Genomic DNA, 16,128 nt, shown 5'->3' on the forward strand with positions numbered 1-16,128 from the left:
CTTAGGTCTCCAACTGATAACCACGGCCAATGACCGTTTTTAGGGGAAGGTCTGGTAATTTCTTTCTCAGATTTTTGATGTGGTTGTCAAGAACGCGAGTATCCAATTCTGTATAGCCCCAGATATCCAACATCAGGCCGTCTCGACTGACAATCTGGCCCTTGTGCTTGATCAGATAGTGTAGAATGCCATACTCCTTCTGGGTCAAGGAAACCAGCTTGCCCTGGTCATAAACCATACCTGTTTTTTCAGATAGGCTGATGTTCCTCACCACCAGTTGATCTGTCTGACATTCCTGACGGAGAATATTCTCAACCCGCTTCATCAGGATAAGAGGAGAAAAGGGTTTGGTGACATAATCACTGATCTGCTGATTAAAAGACAGGAGCTGGGTGCACTCGTCCTCCAAGGCTGTCAGCATGAGCACAGGCATATCGGAGGTTTTCCGAACTTCCTGTAAGACTTCCAAGCCGGTCATATCAGGAACCATGATGTCTAGAATAAGGAGGTCAAACCGGCTTTCCTGACTAGCTTGATAAGCTGCTCTGCCATTGACAAAACTCAGGACTTCGTGCCCTTCTTCCTTCAAAAACTCACAGACAACCTGGTTGATAACAGGGTCGTCTTCCAGTACCAAAATGCGTGCCATAGTCGCTCCCTTTTCTTTCTCTTCTCTCTCCATTATAGGCTTATTTGTCCGAGGGCTCAACTGATTTTTGACAATCGTTGCAAAAAACAGATAAAAAACAGATGACGGATAGGATGAGAATAGTTGGATTTGCTAAACTGGGGATAGAAACTAGAAAGGATGCTTATGTTAAAAGAAAAGAAGAAGTATATTTCGCCAGTGGATTTGCTAGTTGTGGCTGTGATTTTATTCGGTGAGGGAATCATCAACTCAACCTTACAGTGTATCGGTCTTTTCACTCAACAAACCAGCCTGGCGGAGAATTTGACCTTTACACCTCTTGACAATATCAAGGCCTTGCTGATTCAGTTAGTTTGGCTCAGCTTAGCCCTGGCCTATCTTATCTGGCGGAAGGTGGATATTTTTCAGTTGAAAAAACGAATATTCTGGACACCTTGGGTTCCTTTACAGGCTCTAGTAATTTTCGGATTGGCGGCTCTTTCTATGGACCTGTTTCACTTGCTGACCTACCAATTGACCAGTCCAGTCACGCCCTCCATGTTCAGCCTTTTTCCAAATATAGATATCACCCTACTAGCCTACTCTCTCCTCAACGGCTTTTACGAGGAAATCTTTTTTCTTGGGCTATGCTTTATGGTTAAACCAGAGAATAGGAAGTGGCTTCTTCCCTTCTCGCTCCTGGTTCGGTCTAGTTTTCATACCTATCAAGGTTTGGTAGCTGGAATTGGTCTTGGCTTGATTGTGGGGCTTCTCTTTCATTTTCTCTATCAAAAACTCCAGCCCCGCAATCTACTCCCCTTCTTTTTAGCTCATAGTCTGGCTGATGTCATCGGTCTGACAGTCTTGTCTTATCTTCTTTACTAAGCATACGAAAGGAATCTTATGAAACACCTATGGAATACCTCTAAAAGTCAATTTGCCCTTGTTCTTGCCAGCTTTGGTTTTGTCAGTGGTTGCAAAATAATTTTTGATGAACTGGCCAAGCCGAATGGCATGGAAGAAAAATATCCTCTCTTTCTACTGACCATTTCACTGGTAGTCCTCTACCTCCTTCCCTTACTGGTCCTCATCCGTTACTTGGAAAAACGCTATGCTATTTCCAAAAAAGTCAGTCATTTAAGTTGGATTTTGGGCCTGACTGCCGGAGTAGCTTTTTCAGACTATGGACACACAGCTATTGGCTACTTTTTGCTTGAGATTGTCAAGGTCAGCGATGATTTTCGTTATGACTGGGGGGCTGCTGTTTCAGCCCCGTTTGCAGAAGAATTTGGCAAGGCTCTGGTTGTTGTCTTAGTTTTACTCATTGCAAGAAAAATGACTCTCAAACATGCCTTGGTCAGTGGTATCATCGCTGGTCTTAGTTTCCAAATCATTGAAGATATCATGTTCACTTTTCGTGATATATTTATTGGTAAACTAGATGGGTTTGAGACCATTATCGGTCGTGTTGGACAGGCTGGTTGGACCCACTGGGTATTTACCATGCTCTTTGCTATTGGTATAGTGACACTTTTTACCAAACAAAAAGCCGTGTCAAGAATTCAAGGTCTATTTTGGATTGCGGCAAGTATCAGTCTGCACTTCTTCTTCAACTCCCCATTACACACTGGTATATTGACAACCCTACTCCCAATGGCTAGTGTCTTGCTGGGACTTCTTGCCTATCGAACAGTTGATCAGCTAACAGAGTAACAGAAAAAAATCCGCCCAGCCGAGCGGATTTTTTCTATTTCATCAGTTTAGAACAGACCAACGCCAATAATTGCCTACTTGCCAGAACAAACCTCCAAGTTCTGAATGCCTGTGCTGTCATAGACATTTGACGTATCCAACAAGCCAGGAATTGGAAGTATGCGCAACTTAGCACCTGTGTTAATGATAATGGTTTCCGCAGTTAACTAAAGGCTTTCTTCTCCAGCAACTTCCTCCACAACCTTGTCAGTCACAAAGCGTGCGTGACCTTGATAAAGATTGGCACCGCTGCCTTTCAATACTGCCTCGTTTTTGTTCCTCAAGCGAGTTGTTACAGCTTCTTTTTGCTCCATAACCTGCTCAAAAGTCCAGTTTTTATCTGCTACTACCAAGAGGGTTTTGATTGGATTACAACCGATATTGATACAGGTGCCGCCAAACATAGCAGGATTTTCCTCGACAAGAGCTACCTTTTTACCAAGTGAGGCCATCTTCCCAGCCAGGGTCTTACCTGCCTTACCAAATCCGATAACCAACAAATCAAATTGTTCCACGAGATCACTCCTAACATTATTTACTTATCTTCATTCTAGCAAAAAAAAAAAGCATTTTGGCAGAATTTTGCTACGAAAAAAGACTTGAACCATCGTCCAAGTCGATTCTATTTTATGATAAGCTGTCTAGGGCTATCTTCAAGTCTTCAATCAAGTCGTTTACATTCTCGAGACCAATTGAAAGACGGATTTGATTTGGCGTGACACCTGCTGCGAGCTGAGCTTCTTCTGGCAATTGAGCATGTGTGGTAGTAGCTGGGTGGACCACCAAAGATTTAGCATCAGCAACGTTGGCCAAATTAGAGAAGATTTCCAAACTATCAATGACTTTACGAGCTTCTTCGTCTCCGCCTTTTACCTGGAAGGAGAAGATGGACCCCACTCCTTTTGGCAAATACTTATCCGCCAGTGCCTTGTAAGGGCTATTGTCCAGCGAAGGATAATTGACGGATTCTACCTTAGGATGATTGAGCAAGAAATCAACGACTTTTTCTGCATTGGACACATGACGCTCAACGCGAAGAGAAAGAGTTTCTAACCCTTGCAACAACAAGAAGGCGTTGAATGGAGCTAGGGCTGCACCCGTGTCACGGAGCAATTGAACACGAACCGCCACAATGAAGGCTGCTGCACCCAAATCACGGGTATAGCTGATATTGTGATAGCTAGGATCTTCCTCAACAAATTGCGGGAACTTCCCAGATGCTGCCCAGTCAAATTTACCAGAGTCAACAATGACACCACCAATTGTTGTACCATGTCCACCGATAAATTTAGTCGCTGAATGTACTGCAATATCTACACCATGTGAGAAGACATTGATGAGATAAGGCGTTGCAAACGTATTATCCGATACCAATGGAATCTGATTTCTATGTGCAATGTCCGCCAATTTTTCAAGGTCAGGAACATTGATAACCGGATTACCCAAGGTCTCAATAAAAACTAGTTTGGTGTTATCTTGAATCGCTGCTTCTACTGCCTCGAAGTCATCAATATCAACAAAGGTGGTTGTGATTCCATAGCGTGGCAAAGTTTCTTTGAAAAGATTAAAGGTACCACCATAGAGAGTTGTTGCTGCTACGATATGATCACCAGCATGAGCTAAAGCTAATATAGTATAGGTGATAGCCGCCATACCAGATGAAGTAGCCAGAGCTCCAACACCACCTTCTAGCGCTGCAATCCGATTCTCAAAGGTTGCTACTGTAGGGTTAGTAATTCGAGTATAGATATTTCCCAATTTGCGAAGAGCAAATAAGTCTTCCGCCTCCTGGGCATCATCAAATACATAAGAGGTTGTTTGATAGATTGGTACAGCACGAGATTTTGAAGCCGCATCTACTTCCTGTCCCGCATGCAATTGCAAGGTCTCAAACGAAAATTCTCTAGTCATAAGGGATCTCCTTAGTTCTTTTTGAACATTGTACTCTATTTTCACAGGCTTGACCAATAGAAATTTTTAATCAAAAGCTATAGTTATAGACTATACCATTCTAAGAAACAAGAAAAAATACCCAATAATCATGGATTATCGGGTAATACCTATTTCAGTCAACTAATCATCAAGGGTAATTGTTTCAACTACGTTGTCTTTTATGACAAGTTTAAATCCCCTACCCTTGACTGGGAAAATCCCATTTCCAAGGGTTTTTACAACGCTCTGTAATTCCTCATCTTCAGCTATTATTCGATTCAAGATAGCGACATCAAGCTGCTCAACTCGCTCCAAATAACGCAGCATTGCATGTTCCGAAACAATCAAATCGCTTCGGCCTTTCAATGCCTGGATCCTCTGATTGACTGAATTAAGTTTGGAAGAGACTAGAGAAATTTCTTTACCCACCTGACCTTTACGGTCACGAAGGTTCTCTAGCTGGGCCTCTAATAGAACTTTCTTAGATTCGAGGTACTTGAGTTCCTCTTGTTCTTTACGATTGCTCATATTCTGCCCCCTTTCTATATTTTGCAAAAGAATATCACCTTTGCATAACATCCTCTTCTAAATCTATATTAACATAAATCTAAAAAAATGTCTGGTAAACGACATATAATCCTATAACTATTTCTTATGGTTTTATACTAAATCCTCAAAGGAGATTCGATCAGATTCCCCTTGAAAAATAAGCAAATTTTTACTATACTTATCTTAGTAAAACCCACATTTTCATGCCTACAAAAAGGCAAATAACTAATAATTCTGGAGAATGATATAGTCAATTTCAAGACTGGATAACCTATCAGCCTTGTTTATACTTGAACCCTCTTAAACAATGTCACTATCATATAAAACTATGACATATTTCTACACAAAATGTGATGGTCAATCATTATGGAAGGACGGGTAACTATGAAAAAATTATTGCTGACCATACCTATTTGGAGTCAGCTCCTATTCCTTTTTCTAGTGCACAGTTTCATAGCCATCTACTTAATGCCCTACTCATTGTATATTTCCATTTCAATTAGTTTAGGAATCTTAATTCGTTACAGTGTCCGTTTCTCTAAGAAAGCTACTCCTAAATCTCCAACATTTTTTCAACCAAAGCCTTGGAGAAAACTCCTCTTCCTTCTTCTGCTATTGTTAGCGGCATTTGTCAGTGTTTGGCTGTCCAAAGGCAACCAGCAGCAACTGTTTCGTGGAATCTTAATTGGAACACTCTGCCTCTTAGGTGTAGTGCCTCTAGAAAAGTATGACCAATATTTAAGTCAGTTGCGCACTTAGAATGACCACCCAGCCAAATCTAATCCTGGAAAGACATTTTAAGATACATGAAAAATCTCCTAGAATACATTGGTCCTATTGGACTTATTACCCTAATCATTGCCTACAGTATATACAGGAGGCTCCACCCGACGACAGAAGATGATAAGCACCACCTGCCCAGCCGATGTCCAGAATGTTCGTCCACATCTATTCAAGCCTACAAGCCGGCTAGAAAGCGCTACTCTCGAACTGCAGCTATGATGGGCCACCTATTGAATGGTAGTCGAGGAGCTTGGTTTTCTACCCTCTACGAAGCTGACCGAACCTACTACTACTGTCGGTACTGCGGGCACAAATTTGACAGAAAAGAAAATAGATTCCTGGCAGAATAGGATTCGCCTACAAGGCACTTGAGGACGCACTCTCAGGTGCTTTTTATATCCAACTAGCTTGCCAATCTTTCCTCCTGCCCAAGATTGGTCTGATAAAGATAGCGCATCCGTTCAATCTGCAAGCGAAATTGCCCGACCAGGGCTGATACATCCAAAACCATTTCCTTAGTTCGAGTTGCTTCCATGACACCATCTACCAAACGACTGACTTCCTCACCATCTCGAACTCCCATAGACCACAGCTCCTGCAAGATAGTAATACCATAGCGCCTCTCATACTCAACCATGCTTTTCAATACCCACTGGTACTCAGTCTGATGTTTCATTTGATTTCTCCTTATACACGACTCAACAGGGAACGATTGTAAAATTGATTGGTTAAACTGGCCTGCAACATGGCCAACTCCACAATAGACTGGTAGTTTGTCAAATCAAGCCCTTCTAATATCCGATAAGATATAAATAATTTTGGCTGCAAGCGACTCAGATGACTGCTCCAGGCAAGCCCATCCTCTTTGAATAAATCAAAGGCAAGAAAATATATCTGATTGACTAACTGATAGGCTCTGCTATTTAACAAATAGGAATAATCCTGCATTACATCTCGGCAAAAGGAAGCTAACCAAATCGCAGCCCTCAACTCTGGATTCCCCTGGTATTTAGCCAGCAAGCGCATGGTCATGAGACCAGCTGTACCCTCAGACAAGCTGTCAACACACACATCACCCGCATCTAGTCCAAAATGCTCAGCATAATTCTCCCACTCCCGATACAAGGTTTCCCACTGAATCTCAGTCCTCCGAACTTCCATTTGTCTATCCTCCAATCCTTCTGTTTTCATTATCTTACCATCATTTTTGAAATTTGTCAAACGTGTTAAACATAGAATTTGATATTTTTTTCAAGATATGGTAAAATAAGTTAAACAATCAAGGAGGAAAGCCATGATTCTAGGTGACATTTTAAAAAAATACCGGACAAACGAAAAACTATCAATGGATAAATTTGCGGAAAAATCCGGCCTAACAAAGGGTTACATTTCTATGCTGGAAAAAAATCAACATCCAAAGACTAAGAAGCCCCTTCTACCAACCATGGAAACTCTGGAAAAGATTGCGATTGGGATGGGCATCCCAGTGCATGAACTGATTGCCCAATTGGACCAGGACCAGGATATTGCCCTGACCCTGACACCTGGACAATTTGCCCAATTCCATTACAAAATGTCAAATCAGGTGCAAGAACTAGACCAAATATTGGTAGGTGACTACCGTGATAAATGGATTCACTTTGGCTTTGAGCAGGTAGCTACCATGGCAGATTCAGATGCACCGTCAGGTGAGGTTGTCAAGCTGTCTGACTACTTAGAAACCGTCCAACTTCCTGTCCAAGGCAAGGTGTCTGCTGGTAGCGGTTATTGGCAGGACAGCGACTTTGATAACCTAGTCACTTTTTCTGCTGATACTATTCCTGCTCCACAGGAATACGATGCTATTGCTGAGGTGGTCGGAGATTCAATGGCGCCCTACATTGCCAGCGGTGACTATCTCTTTATCCGTCTCTCTCACCAAGTCGAGCTCAACACTGTAGGAATTTTTTCGGTCAACGGCGAAAATTTTGTCAAAAAAAATAAGGGAACCTATCTCGAATCCCTTAATCCCGACTATGATGATATTCCCTTGTCTGAGGACGACGACATCAGACCAATTGGTCAACTCGTCCAAATTTATTCTCCTGAATAATATGAAAAATCCTGTGGTTCTCAAAACTACAGGATTTTTGCTTTATCTTTGAATAGACGACCAAAATGCAGACTTGGCTTGAGGCTTTTCACCACCAAATCGACAGGCTCATCCATTTGATTCCTACAAAAGTTTACTTAATCTTTTCTTCTTCATAATCACCGTTCGGGCAGATGACTTGCTTGCCACCACCACGAACCTTCTTCTCAACCAGATAATGGTCACATTTTGGACAGGCACGACCGACCGGCTTATCCCAAGATGTAAATTCACATTCTGGATAACGGTCACATCCGTAGAAAAGACGATTGCGTTTGCTCTTGCGCTCAATGACCTGACCCTGATGACAGACTGGACAGGTCACGCCGATTTCCTTGGTGATTTGCTTGGTATTGCGGCAATCTGGGAAATTGCTACATGCGTAGAATTTACCAAATCGACCCAGTTTGATGACCATGGGATGACCACAAACGTCACAGTCAAATCCGGCAGGCTCATCCTTGATTTGGATTTTCTCCATTTGCTCCTCAGCCTTGGTCAACTCAATCTTGAAAGGCTGGTAGAAGCTATCGATAATCTTCTGCCACTGCTCTTTTCCATCCTCAACGTCGTCCAATTTCTGCTCCATTTCGGCTGTAAATTTGACGTTGACGATGTCTGGGAAAAATTCAACAATCAATTTATTGACAATCTCGCCCAGCTCCGTCGGCTCAAATCGCTTGGCAGCCAGTTTAACATAATAGCGTTTTTGGATGGTCTCAATGGTCGGTGCATAGGTAGATGGACGACCAACACCATTTTCTTCCAAGGTCTTGATTAGTGTCGCCTCAGAATAGCGAGCTGGTGGCTGCGTAAAGTGCTGCTCAGGATTGGTAGCGGTCCGAGTAACCGTATCACCTTGCTCCATATCCGGCAACATTTTATTCTTGTCTGAGTCGTTGTAAACCGCCATATAACCGTCAAACTTGACTTGGCTACCATTAGCCGCAAAGAGAACACCATTTTTCCCTAGACGAACGCTCATGGTGTCAAATACAGCCGCAGCCATTTGGCTGGCTACAAAACGATTCCAAATCAGTGTATAAAGACGGAGCTGGTCCTTATCCAGATATTTGGCAATAGATTCTGGGGTCAGATTGACATTGGACGGACGAATAGCCTCGTGGGCATCTTGGGCACCACTGGCATTTTTGAACTTGCTGCCATGCTTAGAATAGTTTTGACCAAACCGCTCTGTGATAAAGGCAGCAGCCTGCTCCTGAGCCACTGGACTAATCCGCGTCGAATCGGTACGCATGTAGGTAATAAGACCCTGCGTGCCGCCTGTTCCAAGACTGACCCCTTCATAAAGCTGCTGGGCAATCATCATGGTCTTCCGCGTACGGAAATTGATTTTATTGGCCGCATCCATTTGCATGGTGGAAGTGGTGTACGGTAATGGCGCATTGCGTCTCCGCTCCTTGCGTTCGACTTGCTCCACCAAGAAATCATCACCCTTTAGCCTATCCAAGACTTCCTTGACTTGGTCATTGTTTTCGATTTTGACTTTCTTGCCGTCCACTCCATAAAATGATGCCTGGAATTTTTTCGTTCCTTTTTTGAAGGTAGCGTCAATGGTCCAGTATTCCTCCGGCTTGAAATTGTTGATTTCATTTTCTCGGTCAATGATGAGCTTGAGGGCAACGGATTGCACGCGCCCTGCCGACAAGCCTTTCTTGACCTTTTTCCATAAGATTGGCGAAATCGAATACCCTACGATACGGTCCAAGACCCTACGGGCCTGCTGGGCATCGACCAAGTCATGGTTGATAGCACGCGGCTCCTTGAAGGCATTTTTTACCGCATCCTTGGTGATTTCATTAAATACCACACGGTTTTTGTCCTGCTCATCCAAGCCCAAAATGTGGGCCAAATGCCAGGAAATCGCCTCTCCTTCCCGGTCCGGGTCACTCGCCAGATAGACTTGTTTGGCATTCTTGGCCTCTTTTTTCAAAGAATTGATGAGCGGCCCTTTACCACGAATATTGATGTATTCTGGTGCGTAGTTATTGTCAAAGTCAATGGACATGCTGGATTTTTTCAAATCACGGATATGTCCGACCGAGGCAACTACCTTGTAATTTTTACCAAGATATTTCTCAATGGTCTTGGCCTTGGCAGGCGACTCTACGATAACCAGATTTTTCTTGTTCGCTGTTTTTTTCTTACTAACTGTTTTTGTAGCCATTCTCATTCCTTACAAATATTTTTAACTCACAAAGAATATACTATTTTTCAGCTAGTGTCAAGATTTTTATTTTCCTATAGGAAAACTTATTTTAAAATTGATAGTCAGAAATGATGTCCAAGCCCGATGTGACGCACTTTGCGCCCTCTTGAATCAAATGATGACATCCGTCAGATTTTCCGTCTAAAATGGAGCCTGGAATGGCAAATATTTCCCGCCCTTCTTCCAGGGCACGCTCACAAGTAATCAGGCTACCCGACCGCATTTTTGCCTCGCAGACTACCAGTCCGCCGACCAAACCAGCGATAATCCTATTACGCTCTGGGAAATGAAACTTGAGCGGCTGTTCACCAGGCCCGTACTCTGTTAAGACCAGATGATGCTTGCCTATATAGGACTGCAAATCTTTATTTTCCTTGGGATACGACACATCCAAGCCTGTACCGATGACCGCAATGGTCTGTCCACCATTTTTTAGGCTGGCGATATGGGCCGCAGTGTCAATTCCACGCGCCAGGCCGCTGACAATGACATAGCGATTCTGAAGTTCCTTAATAATCTTCTGGACTGACTGGATGCCGTTTTTACTGGCATTTCGCGTACCAACCACGCCCAACTTTGGTTTATCTAGCAAGTCAAGGTCTCCTTGGTAAAAGAGCAAGACTGGCGGATTGTAAATTTCCTTGAGGGCCAAGGGATAAATGTCATCCAAAATCGAAAAGGATGGAAAGCGATTAAACTCCTCACGGCAGGCCTTGATGTCCAAATTTTTATAATTTTCCATAAAGAGAATGGGATTTTTGCATTCAGAGACGACAGCCATGTTGCGCAAGGATAGCTTTTTATCGTACTTCTCTTGGTAAACCAAGATTTTGTGAATATTGAGATTGGTCAGACCAGCCTTTTTCAACTTAAAAATATCAAAATTATTCATATTAATTACCTCTCTACCTGATTTGTTCGTAAAAAAAATAAATCTCCGAAGAAATTCATAGAAAATTTTGAAACTTTTTTATTCTGAGACTAACAAATTCTTAAGAAATTCTCTGAAATATTGTTAGATTATTCTATTGTTCCTATTTTTTAATAATTAATTTGATTGCCTCTTGCAATCGTCTCTCTTGTTCCTCTGGGTCATCAGAAGGATGTTCAATACAGGATTGAACTTTTTGTGCAATGGCAATTCCCATCATACTATTAATACTGGATCGGACTGCACTAAGCTGCGTTACAATATCTATACATTCTTGTTCTTCTTCAACCATTTTTTGAATACCGCGAAGTTGACCTTCTGCGCGTTTTAATCGGTTTATCATATCTTTTTTATCTGTCTTCATATTTTATATGGTACCGATTGTTTGTAAAAAAGTCAATTCAAAAACTTGACAAGTCATCCTCATCTTTGTTATATTTAAAATACCCTATAGGGTATCTAAGAGGAGGACACATGCTTAAACAAATCTTATCAGGAATCTTTTCATCTTCTGAGAGTCTTACTGTGGCAGAACTGCCACAAGCCTTACAAGAACCCAATACTATATTATTGGATGTCAGAGAAGTCAATGAATTTAATTCTGGACATATTGCACAAGCAATCAATAGCCCACTGAGTCAACTCGAAAACTTCAAAGGCGATAAAACGAAACAGTATCTCGTCATTTGTCAATCAGGCATGCGCAGTCAACGAGCTACTGAGTATTTGACTAGTAGTGGATACCATGCACTGAATGTTCGTGGCGGAATGAATGCCTGGAACGGTCCTATCAAAGGAGATCAATAAATGAAAATTCTAATTATTGGTGGTGTTGCGGGAGGAATGTCCGCTGCTACTCGTCTCCGTCGTCTGATGGAGGGTGCCGAAATTATCGTATTTGAAAAAGGTCCATACGTCTCCTTTGCTAATTGCGGACTTCCCTATCACGTTTCTGGAGAAATTGCAGATCAAAGCAGTCTATTACTCCAAACACCAGAAAGTTTACAAGAGCGATTTAATCTGGATGTTCGGCCTTTTCACGAAGTCATTAACATCCACCCTGACAAACAAACTGTCACTGTCCAAACTCCAAATGGGCAGGTCGAAGAAACTTATGATAAATTGATTGTATCGCCAGGGGCAAAGCCCTTTATTCCTACCCTAGAGGGTATAGAAAATGCAACCAATTTGTTTACTTTGCGAAATGTACCTGATTTGGAAAAAATCATGACACAACTGAAGAAAGTAGAAAATGGGAAAGCAGTTGTCATCGGTGCTGGTTTTATTGGTTTGGAAATGGCTGAAAATTTGTCACTCAAGGGACTGGACGTCACATTGATTGAACAAGCTCCTCATGTCTTGCCGCCTTTGGATGAAGAAATGGCTAGCTTTATTGAGGCTGAACTAATATCGAAAGGAATTCGTGTCCTCACGGGTCAGTCTGTGACAGGTTTCAGCCACAATGGACAAGTATTATCTTTAGCAAATGGGGAAACAATTTCTTCTGACTTGACAATCTTATCTGTCGGGGTACAGCCAGATTCAACATTAGCTGCTGATGCAGGAATCGCAGTGGGACTTCGCGGTGGTATTTTGGTTGATGAAAATTATCAGACCAATCTACCAAATATTTATGCGGTAGGTGATGCTATCGTGGTTAAGCAAGAGATAACCGGGCAAGACGCTTTGATTTCTCTAGCCTCTCCTGCCAATCGACAAGGTAGACAGGTTGCTGATGTCATTGCTGGTTTAAAACGTATCAATAAAGGGTCTATCGGGACAGCCATCGTTAAAGTATTTGACCTAGTCGCAGCCTCAACCGGTCTAAACGAACGGACGGTTCAGACGCTTGGATTTAACCATGCGGTCGTACATACAACAGGCAAGGATCATGCCGGTTACTATCCGGGTGCAACCGATATTGTCCTCAAGTTGATTTTTTCACCAGTTGATGGCAAAATTTATGGGGCGCAGGCTGTTGGCCAAAAAGGGGTTGATAAACGCATTGATGTAATTGCGACAGCTATTAAGGCTGGTTTGACAATTTTTGATTTACCAGAACTTGAGTTGACCTACGCACCTCCATTTGGCTCGGCTAAAGATCCGGTCAACATGATTGGCTACGCAGCCCTCAATATCGCAGAAGGATTGAGTGAGAATATCCAGTGGCATCAATTGGAGCTAGAGTTGGAAAATGGTGCTATTTTATTGGATGTCCGGAATCATAATGAAGTGCGAAAAGGTCATTTTAAAGATTATATACATATTCCACTCGATCAACTCCGTGACCGAATGAATGAATTAGATAAAAATGAGCGCTACATCGTAAGCTGTCATAGCGGTCTCCGTTCTTATATTGCTGAACGTTTGTTAAAACAACATGGTTTCGATGTAAAGAACTTAGACGGTGCCTATTCTCTCTATAAAATGGTGCGACCTAACGCTATCTTAAACTAGATTATCCCTCCAGACTAGATGGTTCTGGAGGAATTTTTATCTTTTCAATTGACAAATTATTTTCATGATTATATAATCTAGTTATGCATACTAGATTAAACAAAAACGAAAGCGATCATCAATTGCCCTATTGGGAAGACTTGCCAGAGATTGATTTGTATCTAGATCAGGTCTTGCTCTATGTCCATCAGGCTACGCAGTTTTCACCGTCTAAGGAGGACAAGGGGCTGACTGCATCTATGGTGAACAATTATGTCAAACACAAGCATTTGGAAAAGCCTATCAAAAAGAAATACCAGAAGCACCAATTGGCTCGACTGATTGCGCTGACTTGTTTGAAGAATGTATTTTCCATCCAAGAAATCAGCCAGACCCTGAATATCTTACAGTCCCACTACTCTTCAGATAGGCTCTACAATTATTTTGTGGATTGTATGAATGAAAATGAGATGGAGACAGCTCCTGAAATCATTCGTTATGCTTGCCAGACCTTGAAACTCTACCGCAAGACGCATCAGCTGGCTTTAGAATTAGAAAGAGGCTAGTCATGGATTACAAAATGAAACTCAGTATTCCCCTAACATTCGGCGAAGAAGTCGCTAACAGCGTCACGCATGCTATTGGTGCCCTTCTGATGCTGGCTCTACTGCCCATTACCGCTGTGCATGCCTTTAAGGATTACAATATCACTGCTGTGGTTGGAATGTCCATTTTTGTCAGCAGTCTGTTTCTGATGTTCCTCTCTTCTTCTATCTATCATTCCATGCCCTATACTTCGGTCCATAAGTATGTTTTGCGGATGATTGACCATAGTATGATTTACATCGCCATTGCGGGCAGCTATACACCTGTTGCTCTCTCCTTAGTCGGTGGTTGGTTGGGCTATCTGATTATCAGCTTGCAGTGGGGCATTACGATTTTCGGCATTCTCTACAAAATATTTGCCAAAGAAATCAATGAAAAATTTAGTTTGGCACTCTATCTGATTATGGGCTGGCTCATCATTTTTATCCTGCCGGCCATTTTCCAACAGACCAATCTGACTTTCGGGCTCCTCATGTTGGCAGGGGGATTGTCTTATTCAATCGGTGCTCTCTTTTATGCCAAGAAACGACCCTATTTTCACATGATTTGGCACTTGTTTATTCTCCTAGCCTCAGCCCTGCAGTATATCGCCATTGTCTATTTTATGTTATACTAGAAATCCGATAGACGTTCCAATTTCATGCGATTTTTTGCTTTCCATGATAAACTGATACATAGGAAATGTTAGAAGCTGCATTCAGAGCTTGGCACTTTTATATAAGTTCACCTTACTTGTGAATACAATTTCTTAGAAAGTAAAAATTATGATTACCAAAGAATTTGACACCATTACTGCCATATCGACTCCCTTGGGTGAGGGCGCTATCGGCATTGTCCGCCTATCAGGAACCGAAGCTTTTGCCATTGCCAGCAAGGTTTTCAAGGGAAAGGACTTAGCAACAGTTCCTAGCCACAGCCTCAACTACGGCCACATTATTGACCCTGCGACAGGGCAAGTGCTTGACGAGGTCATGCTGGGTGTCATGCGTTCCCCAAAGACCTTCACGCGCGAAGATGTCATTGAAATTAATACCCACGGAGGCATCGCCGTTACCAACGAAATTCTCCAGCTCCTGATTCGCCAAGGTGCTCGGATGGCTGAGCCGGGTGAATTTACCAAGCGTGCCTTTCTCAACGGTCGTGTGGATTTGACCCAGGCCGAAGCCGTCATGGATGTTATCCGCGCCAAGACCGACAAGGCCATGCACAATGCCGTACGCCAGCTTGACGGCTCCCTTTCCCAGCTCATCAACGACACCCGCCAGGAGATTCTCAACACACTGGCTCAGGTCGAGGTCAACATCGACTACCCTGAGTACGACGACGTTGAGGAGGCGACGACAGAGCTGGTCCGCGAGAAAACCCTCCAGTTCCAAGCTCTTCTAGAAAATCTCCTCCGCACTGCCCGCCGTGGAAAAATCCTGCGTGAAGGCATCGCAACCGCCATTATTGGTCGTCCCAATGTGGGAAAATCCAGCCTGCTCAATAACCTCCTCCGCGAGGAAAAAGCCATCGTTACAGACATCGCAGGAACAACCCGCGACGTTATCGAAGAATACGTCAACATCAAAGGAGTCCCCCTCAAGCTGATTGATACCGCTGGTATCCGTGAAACAGATGACATCGTTGAAAAAATCGGTGTGGAACGCTCCAAAAAAGCCCTTGAGGAGGCCGACCTCATCCTGCTAGTCCTCAACGCATCCGAACCTCTAACCGAGCAAGATCGCAATCTCCTAGCCATTTCTGATATGTCAAACCGTATCGTCCTGCTCAACAAGACCGACTTGGAAGAACAGATTGAAGCAGACCAGCTGCCTGAGGAGGTCATCCGCATTTCCGTCTTAAAAAACCAGAACATCGACCAGATTGAAGAAAAAATCAACCAGCTCTTCTTTGAAAATGCTGGTCTGGTAGAGCAAGATGCCACCTACCTCTCCAATTCTCGCCACATTTCCTTGATTGAACAAGCCGTCCAAAGCCTGCAAGCTGTCAATGACGGACTGGAAATGGGCATGCCTGTCGACTTGTTACAGGTTGACCTGACCCGCTGTTGGCAGATTTTGGGAGAAATCACAGGCGATGCCGCTCCAGATGAACTCATCACCCAACTCTTTAGCCAGTTCTGCCTTGGAAAATAAGCAAATAATGAA

The 16,128-nt window shown here is 43.0% G+C and carries 18 protein-coding genes and 1 pseudogene; 10 read left to right on the forward strand and 9 right to left on the reverse strand.

Translation table 11 applies throughout. From position 1 onward, the window contains the following. Nucleotide 1: 1 nt before the first annotated feature. Nucleotides 2-649 (reverse strand): response regulator transcription factor, encoded by a 648-nt coding sequence (locus ACHBIF_RS00405; protein ID WP_105110572.1) that lies wholly within the window; start codon nucleotides 647-649, stop codon nucleotides 2-4. Between the two features lie 165 nt (nucleotides 650-814). Here ACHBIF_RS00405 and ACHBIF_RS00410 point away from each other — a divergent pair, with 165 nt between their 5' ends. After that, nucleotides 815-1,513 (forward strand): type II CAAX prenyl endopeptidase Rce1 family protein, encoded by a 699-nt coding sequence (locus ACHBIF_RS00410; protein ID WP_105110573.1) that lies wholly within the window; start codon nucleotides 815-817, stop codon nucleotides 1,511-1,513. 18 nt (nucleotides 1,514-1,531) lie between these two features. After that, nucleotides 1,532-2,341, forward strand: a complete 810-nt coding sequence (locus ACHBIF_RS00415; RefSeq protein ID WP_105110574.1) for a PrsW family glutamic-type intramembrane protease — start codon at nucleotides 1,532-1,534, stop codon at nucleotides 2,339-2,341. 92 nt (nucleotides 2,342-2,433) lie between these two features. On the opposite strand, the pseudogene ACHBIF_RS00420 reads toward ACHBIF_RS00415, so the two are convergent. The 3 genes and pseudogenes from ACHBIF_RS00420 to ACHBIF_RS00430 all read right to left on the reverse strand — a co-directional run. Next, nucleotides 2,434-2,895, reverse strand: a pseudogene (locus ACHBIF_RS00420) (FAD-dependent oxidoreductase); the annotation flags it as partial. 112 nt (nucleotides 2,896-3,007) lie between these two features. Next, nucleotides 3,008-4,291 (reverse strand): O-acetylhomoserine aminocarboxypropyltransferase/cysteine synthase family protein, encoded by a 1,284-nt coding sequence (locus ACHBIF_RS00425; protein WP_105110575.1) that lies wholly within the window; start codon nucleotides 4,289-4,291, stop codon nucleotides 3,008-3,010. Between the two features lie 162 nt (nucleotides 4,292-4,453). Then, the gene (locus tag ACHBIF_RS00430) at nucleotides 4,454-4,840 is read right to left on the reverse strand and encodes a hypothetical protein (RefSeq protein WP_125265615.1); all 387 of its coding nucleotides are present in this window, start codon (nucleotides 4,838-4,840) and stop codon (nucleotides 4,454-4,456) included. A 405-nt stretch (nucleotides 4,841-5,245) separates the two neighbouring features. On the opposite strand from ACHBIF_RS00430, the gene ACHBIF_RS00435 reads away from it, so the two are divergent. Together ACHBIF_RS00435 and ACHBIF_RS00440 are read left to right on the forward strand one after the other, a co-directional pair. Further along, nucleotides 5,246-5,620: a hypothetical protein gene (locus ACHBIF_RS00435; RefSeq protein ID WP_394717917.1), complete on the forward strand. Its 375-nt coding sequence runs from the start codon at nucleotides 5,246-5,248 to the stop codon at nucleotides 5,618-5,620. Nucleotides 5,621-5,667: 47 nt separating this feature from the next. Further along, nucleotides 5,668-5,994 (forward strand): hypothetical protein, encoded by a 327-nt coding sequence (locus ACHBIF_RS00440; RefSeq protein WP_172095179.1) that lies wholly within the window; start codon nucleotides 5,668-5,670, stop codon nucleotides 5,992-5,994. 53 nt (nucleotides 5,995-6,047) lie between these two features. Here the strand turns inward: ACHBIF_RS00440 and ACHBIF_RS00445 are convergent, their stop codons facing one another. Together ACHBIF_RS00445 and ACHBIF_RS00450 are read right to left on the reverse strand one after the other, a co-directional pair. Next, nucleotides 6,048-6,320: a hypothetical protein gene (locus tag ACHBIF_RS00445; protein ID WP_105110579.1), complete on the reverse strand. Its 273-nt coding sequence runs from the start codon at nucleotides 6,318-6,320 to the stop codon at nucleotides 6,048-6,050. An 11-nt stretch (nucleotides 6,321-6,331) separates the two neighbouring features. Further along, nucleotides 6,332-6,805 carry a hypothetical protein gene (locus tag ACHBIF_RS00450; RefSeq protein WP_394717919.1) on the reverse strand — a complete coding sequence of 158 codons (474 nt, stop codon included), beginning with the start codon at nucleotides 6,803-6,805 and terminating at the stop codon, nucleotides 6,332-6,334. Nucleotides 6,806-6,938: 133 nt separating this feature from the next. Between ACHBIF_RS00450 and ACHBIF_RS00455 the strand changes: the two genes are divergently transcribed. After that, nucleotides 6,939-7,736 carry a helix-turn-helix domain-containing protein gene (locus tag ACHBIF_RS00455; RefSeq protein ID WP_394717921.1) on the forward strand — a complete coding sequence of 266 codons (798 nt, stop codon included), beginning with the start codon at nucleotides 6,939-6,941 and terminating at the stop codon, nucleotides 7,734-7,736. Nucleotides 7,737-7,869: 133 nt separating this feature from the next. Here ACHBIF_RS00455 and topA read toward each other — a convergent pair whose 3' ends face one another. From topA to ACHBIF_RS00470, 3 genes are all read right to left on the reverse strand, one after another. Further along, a complete protein-coding gene (gene topA, locus ACHBIF_RS00460) occupies nucleotides 7,870-9,963 on the reverse strand; it encodes a type I DNA topoisomerase (RefSeq protein ID WP_394717923.1) in 2,094 nt (697 codons plus the stop codon). A gap of 91 nt (nucleotides 9,964-10,054) precedes the next feature. Continuing rightward, nucleotides 10,055-10,897 (reverse strand): DNA-processing protein DprA, encoded by an 843-nt coding sequence (gene dprA, locus ACHBIF_RS00465; RefSeq protein WP_172095214.1) that lies wholly within the window; start codon nucleotides 10,895-10,897, stop codon nucleotides 10,055-10,057. A 142-nt stretch (nucleotides 10,898-11,039) separates the two neighbouring features. Continuing rightward, nucleotides 11,040-11,300 (reverse strand): metal-sensing transcriptional repressor, encoded by a 261-nt coding sequence (locus tag ACHBIF_RS00470; protein WP_172074525.1) that lies wholly within the window; start codon nucleotides 11,298-11,300, stop codon nucleotides 11,040-11,042. Between the two features lie 110 nt (nucleotides 11,301-11,410). Between ACHBIF_RS00470 and ACHBIF_RS00475 the strand changes: the two genes are divergently transcribed. The 5 genes from ACHBIF_RS00475 (at nucleotide 11,411) to mnmE (ending at nucleotide 16,116) form a co-directional block, all read left to right on the forward strand. Beyond that, on the forward strand, nucleotides 11,411-11,743 hold the full coding sequence (locus ACHBIF_RS00475; protein WP_125265621.1) for a rhodanese-like domain-containing protein: 333 nt from the start codon (nucleotides 11,411-11,413) through the stop codon (nucleotides 11,741-11,743). Beyond that, nucleotides 11,744-13,393 carry an FAD-dependent oxidoreductase gene (locus ACHBIF_RS00480; protein ID WP_394717926.1) on the forward strand — a complete coding sequence of 550 codons (1,650 nt, stop codon included), beginning with the start codon at nucleotides 11,744-11,746 and terminating at the stop codon, nucleotides 13,391-13,393. An 83-nt stretch (nucleotides 13,394-13,476) separates the two neighbouring features. After that, complete coding sequence (locus ACHBIF_RS00485) at nucleotides 13,477-13,938, forward strand: DUF1836 domain-containing protein (protein WP_394717928.1); 462 nt, start codon at nucleotides 13,477-13,479, stop codon at nucleotides 13,936-13,938. 2 nt (nucleotides 13,939-13,940) lie between these two features. Continuing rightward, on the forward strand, nucleotides 13,941-14,594 hold the full coding sequence (locus tag ACHBIF_RS00490) for a hemolysin III family protein (protein WP_125265624.1): 654 nt from the start codon (nucleotides 13,941-13,943) through the stop codon (nucleotides 14,592-14,594). Between the two features lie 148 nt (nucleotides 14,595-14,742). Continuing rightward, entirely contained in the window at nucleotides 14,743-16,116 is a 1,374-nt protein-coding gene (gene mnmE, locus ACHBIF_RS00495; RefSeq protein WP_394717930.1) for a tRNA uridine-5-carboxymethylaminomethyl(34) synthesis GTPase MnmE, read from the forward strand. Nucleotides 16,117-16,128: the final 12 nt, after the last annotated feature.

Origin of the sequence: Streptococcus sp. A11 (assembly GCF_043674225.1) — a bacterium.
GTDB lineage: Bacteria > Bacillota > Bacilli > Lactobacillales > Streptococcaceae > Streptococcus > Streptococcus suis_V.

Coding starts and splice junctions, on each gene's coding strand:
- dprA (WP_172095214.1), bottom strand. CDS start 10,897: ATGAATAATTTTGATATTTTTAAGTTGAAAAAGGCTGGTCTGACCAAT.
- ACHBIF_RS00405 (WP_105110572.1), bottom strand. CDS start 649: ATGGCACGCATTTTGGTACTGGAAGACGACCCTGTTATCAACCAGGTT.
- ACHBIF_RS00475 (WP_125265621.1), top strand. CDS start 11,411: ATGCTTAAACAAATCTTATCAGGAATCTTTTCATCTTCTGAGAGTCTT.
- ACHBIF_RS00435 (WP_394717917.1), top strand. CDS start 5,246: ATGAAAAAATTATTGCTGACCATACCTATTTGGAGTCAGCTCCTATTC.
- ACHBIF_RS00440 (WP_172095179.1), top strand. CDS start 5,668: ATGAAAAATCTCCTAGAATACATTGGTCCTATTGGACTTATTACCCTA.
- ACHBIF_RS00410 (WP_105110573.1), top strand. CDS start 815: ATGTTAAAAGAAAAGAAGAAGTATATTTCGCCAGTGGATTTGCTAGTT.
- ACHBIF_RS00450 (WP_394717919.1), bottom strand. CDS start 6,805: ATGGAAGTTCGGAGGACTGAGATTCAGTGGGAAACCTTGTATCGGGAG.
- ACHBIF_RS00470 (WP_172074525.1), bottom strand. CDS start 11,300: ATGAAGACAGATAAAAAAGATATGATAAACCGATTAAAACGCGCAGAA.
- ACHBIF_RS00485 (WP_394717928.1), top strand. CDS start 13,477: ATGCATACTAGATTAAACAAAAACGAAAGCGATCATCAATTGCCCTAT.
- topA (WP_394717923.1), bottom strand. CDS start 9,963: ATGGCTACAAAAACAGTTAGTAAGAAAAAAACAGCGAACAAGAAAAAT.
- mnmE (WP_394717930.1), top strand. CDS start 14,743: ATGATTACCAAAGAATTTGACACCATTACTGCCATATCGACTCCCTTG.
- ACHBIF_RS00430 (WP_125265615.1), bottom strand. CDS start 4,840: ATGAGCAATCGTAAAGAACAAGAGGAACTCAAGTACCTCGAATCTAAG.
- ACHBIF_RS00445 (WP_105110579.1), bottom strand. CDS start 6,320: ATGAAACATCAGACTGAGTACCAGTGGGTATTGAAAAGCATGGTTGAG.
- ACHBIF_RS00415 (WP_105110574.1), top strand. CDS start 1,532: ATGAAACACCTATGGAATACCTCTAAAAGTCAATTTGCCCTTGTTCTT.
- ACHBIF_RS00490 (WP_125265624.1), top strand. CDS start 13,941: ATGGATTACAAAATGAAACTCAGTATTCCCCTAACATTCGGCGAAGAA.
- ACHBIF_RS00455 (WP_394717921.1), top strand. CDS start 6,939: ATGATTCTAGGTGACATTTTAAAAAAATACCGGACAAACGAAAAACTA.
- ACHBIF_RS00480 (WP_394717926.1), top strand. CDS start 11,744: ATGAAAATTCTAATTATTGGTGGTGTTGCGGGAGGAATGTCCGCTGCT.
- ACHBIF_RS00425 (WP_105110575.1), bottom strand. CDS start 4,291: ATGACTAGAGAATTTTCGTTTGAGACCTTGCAATTGCATGCGGGACAG.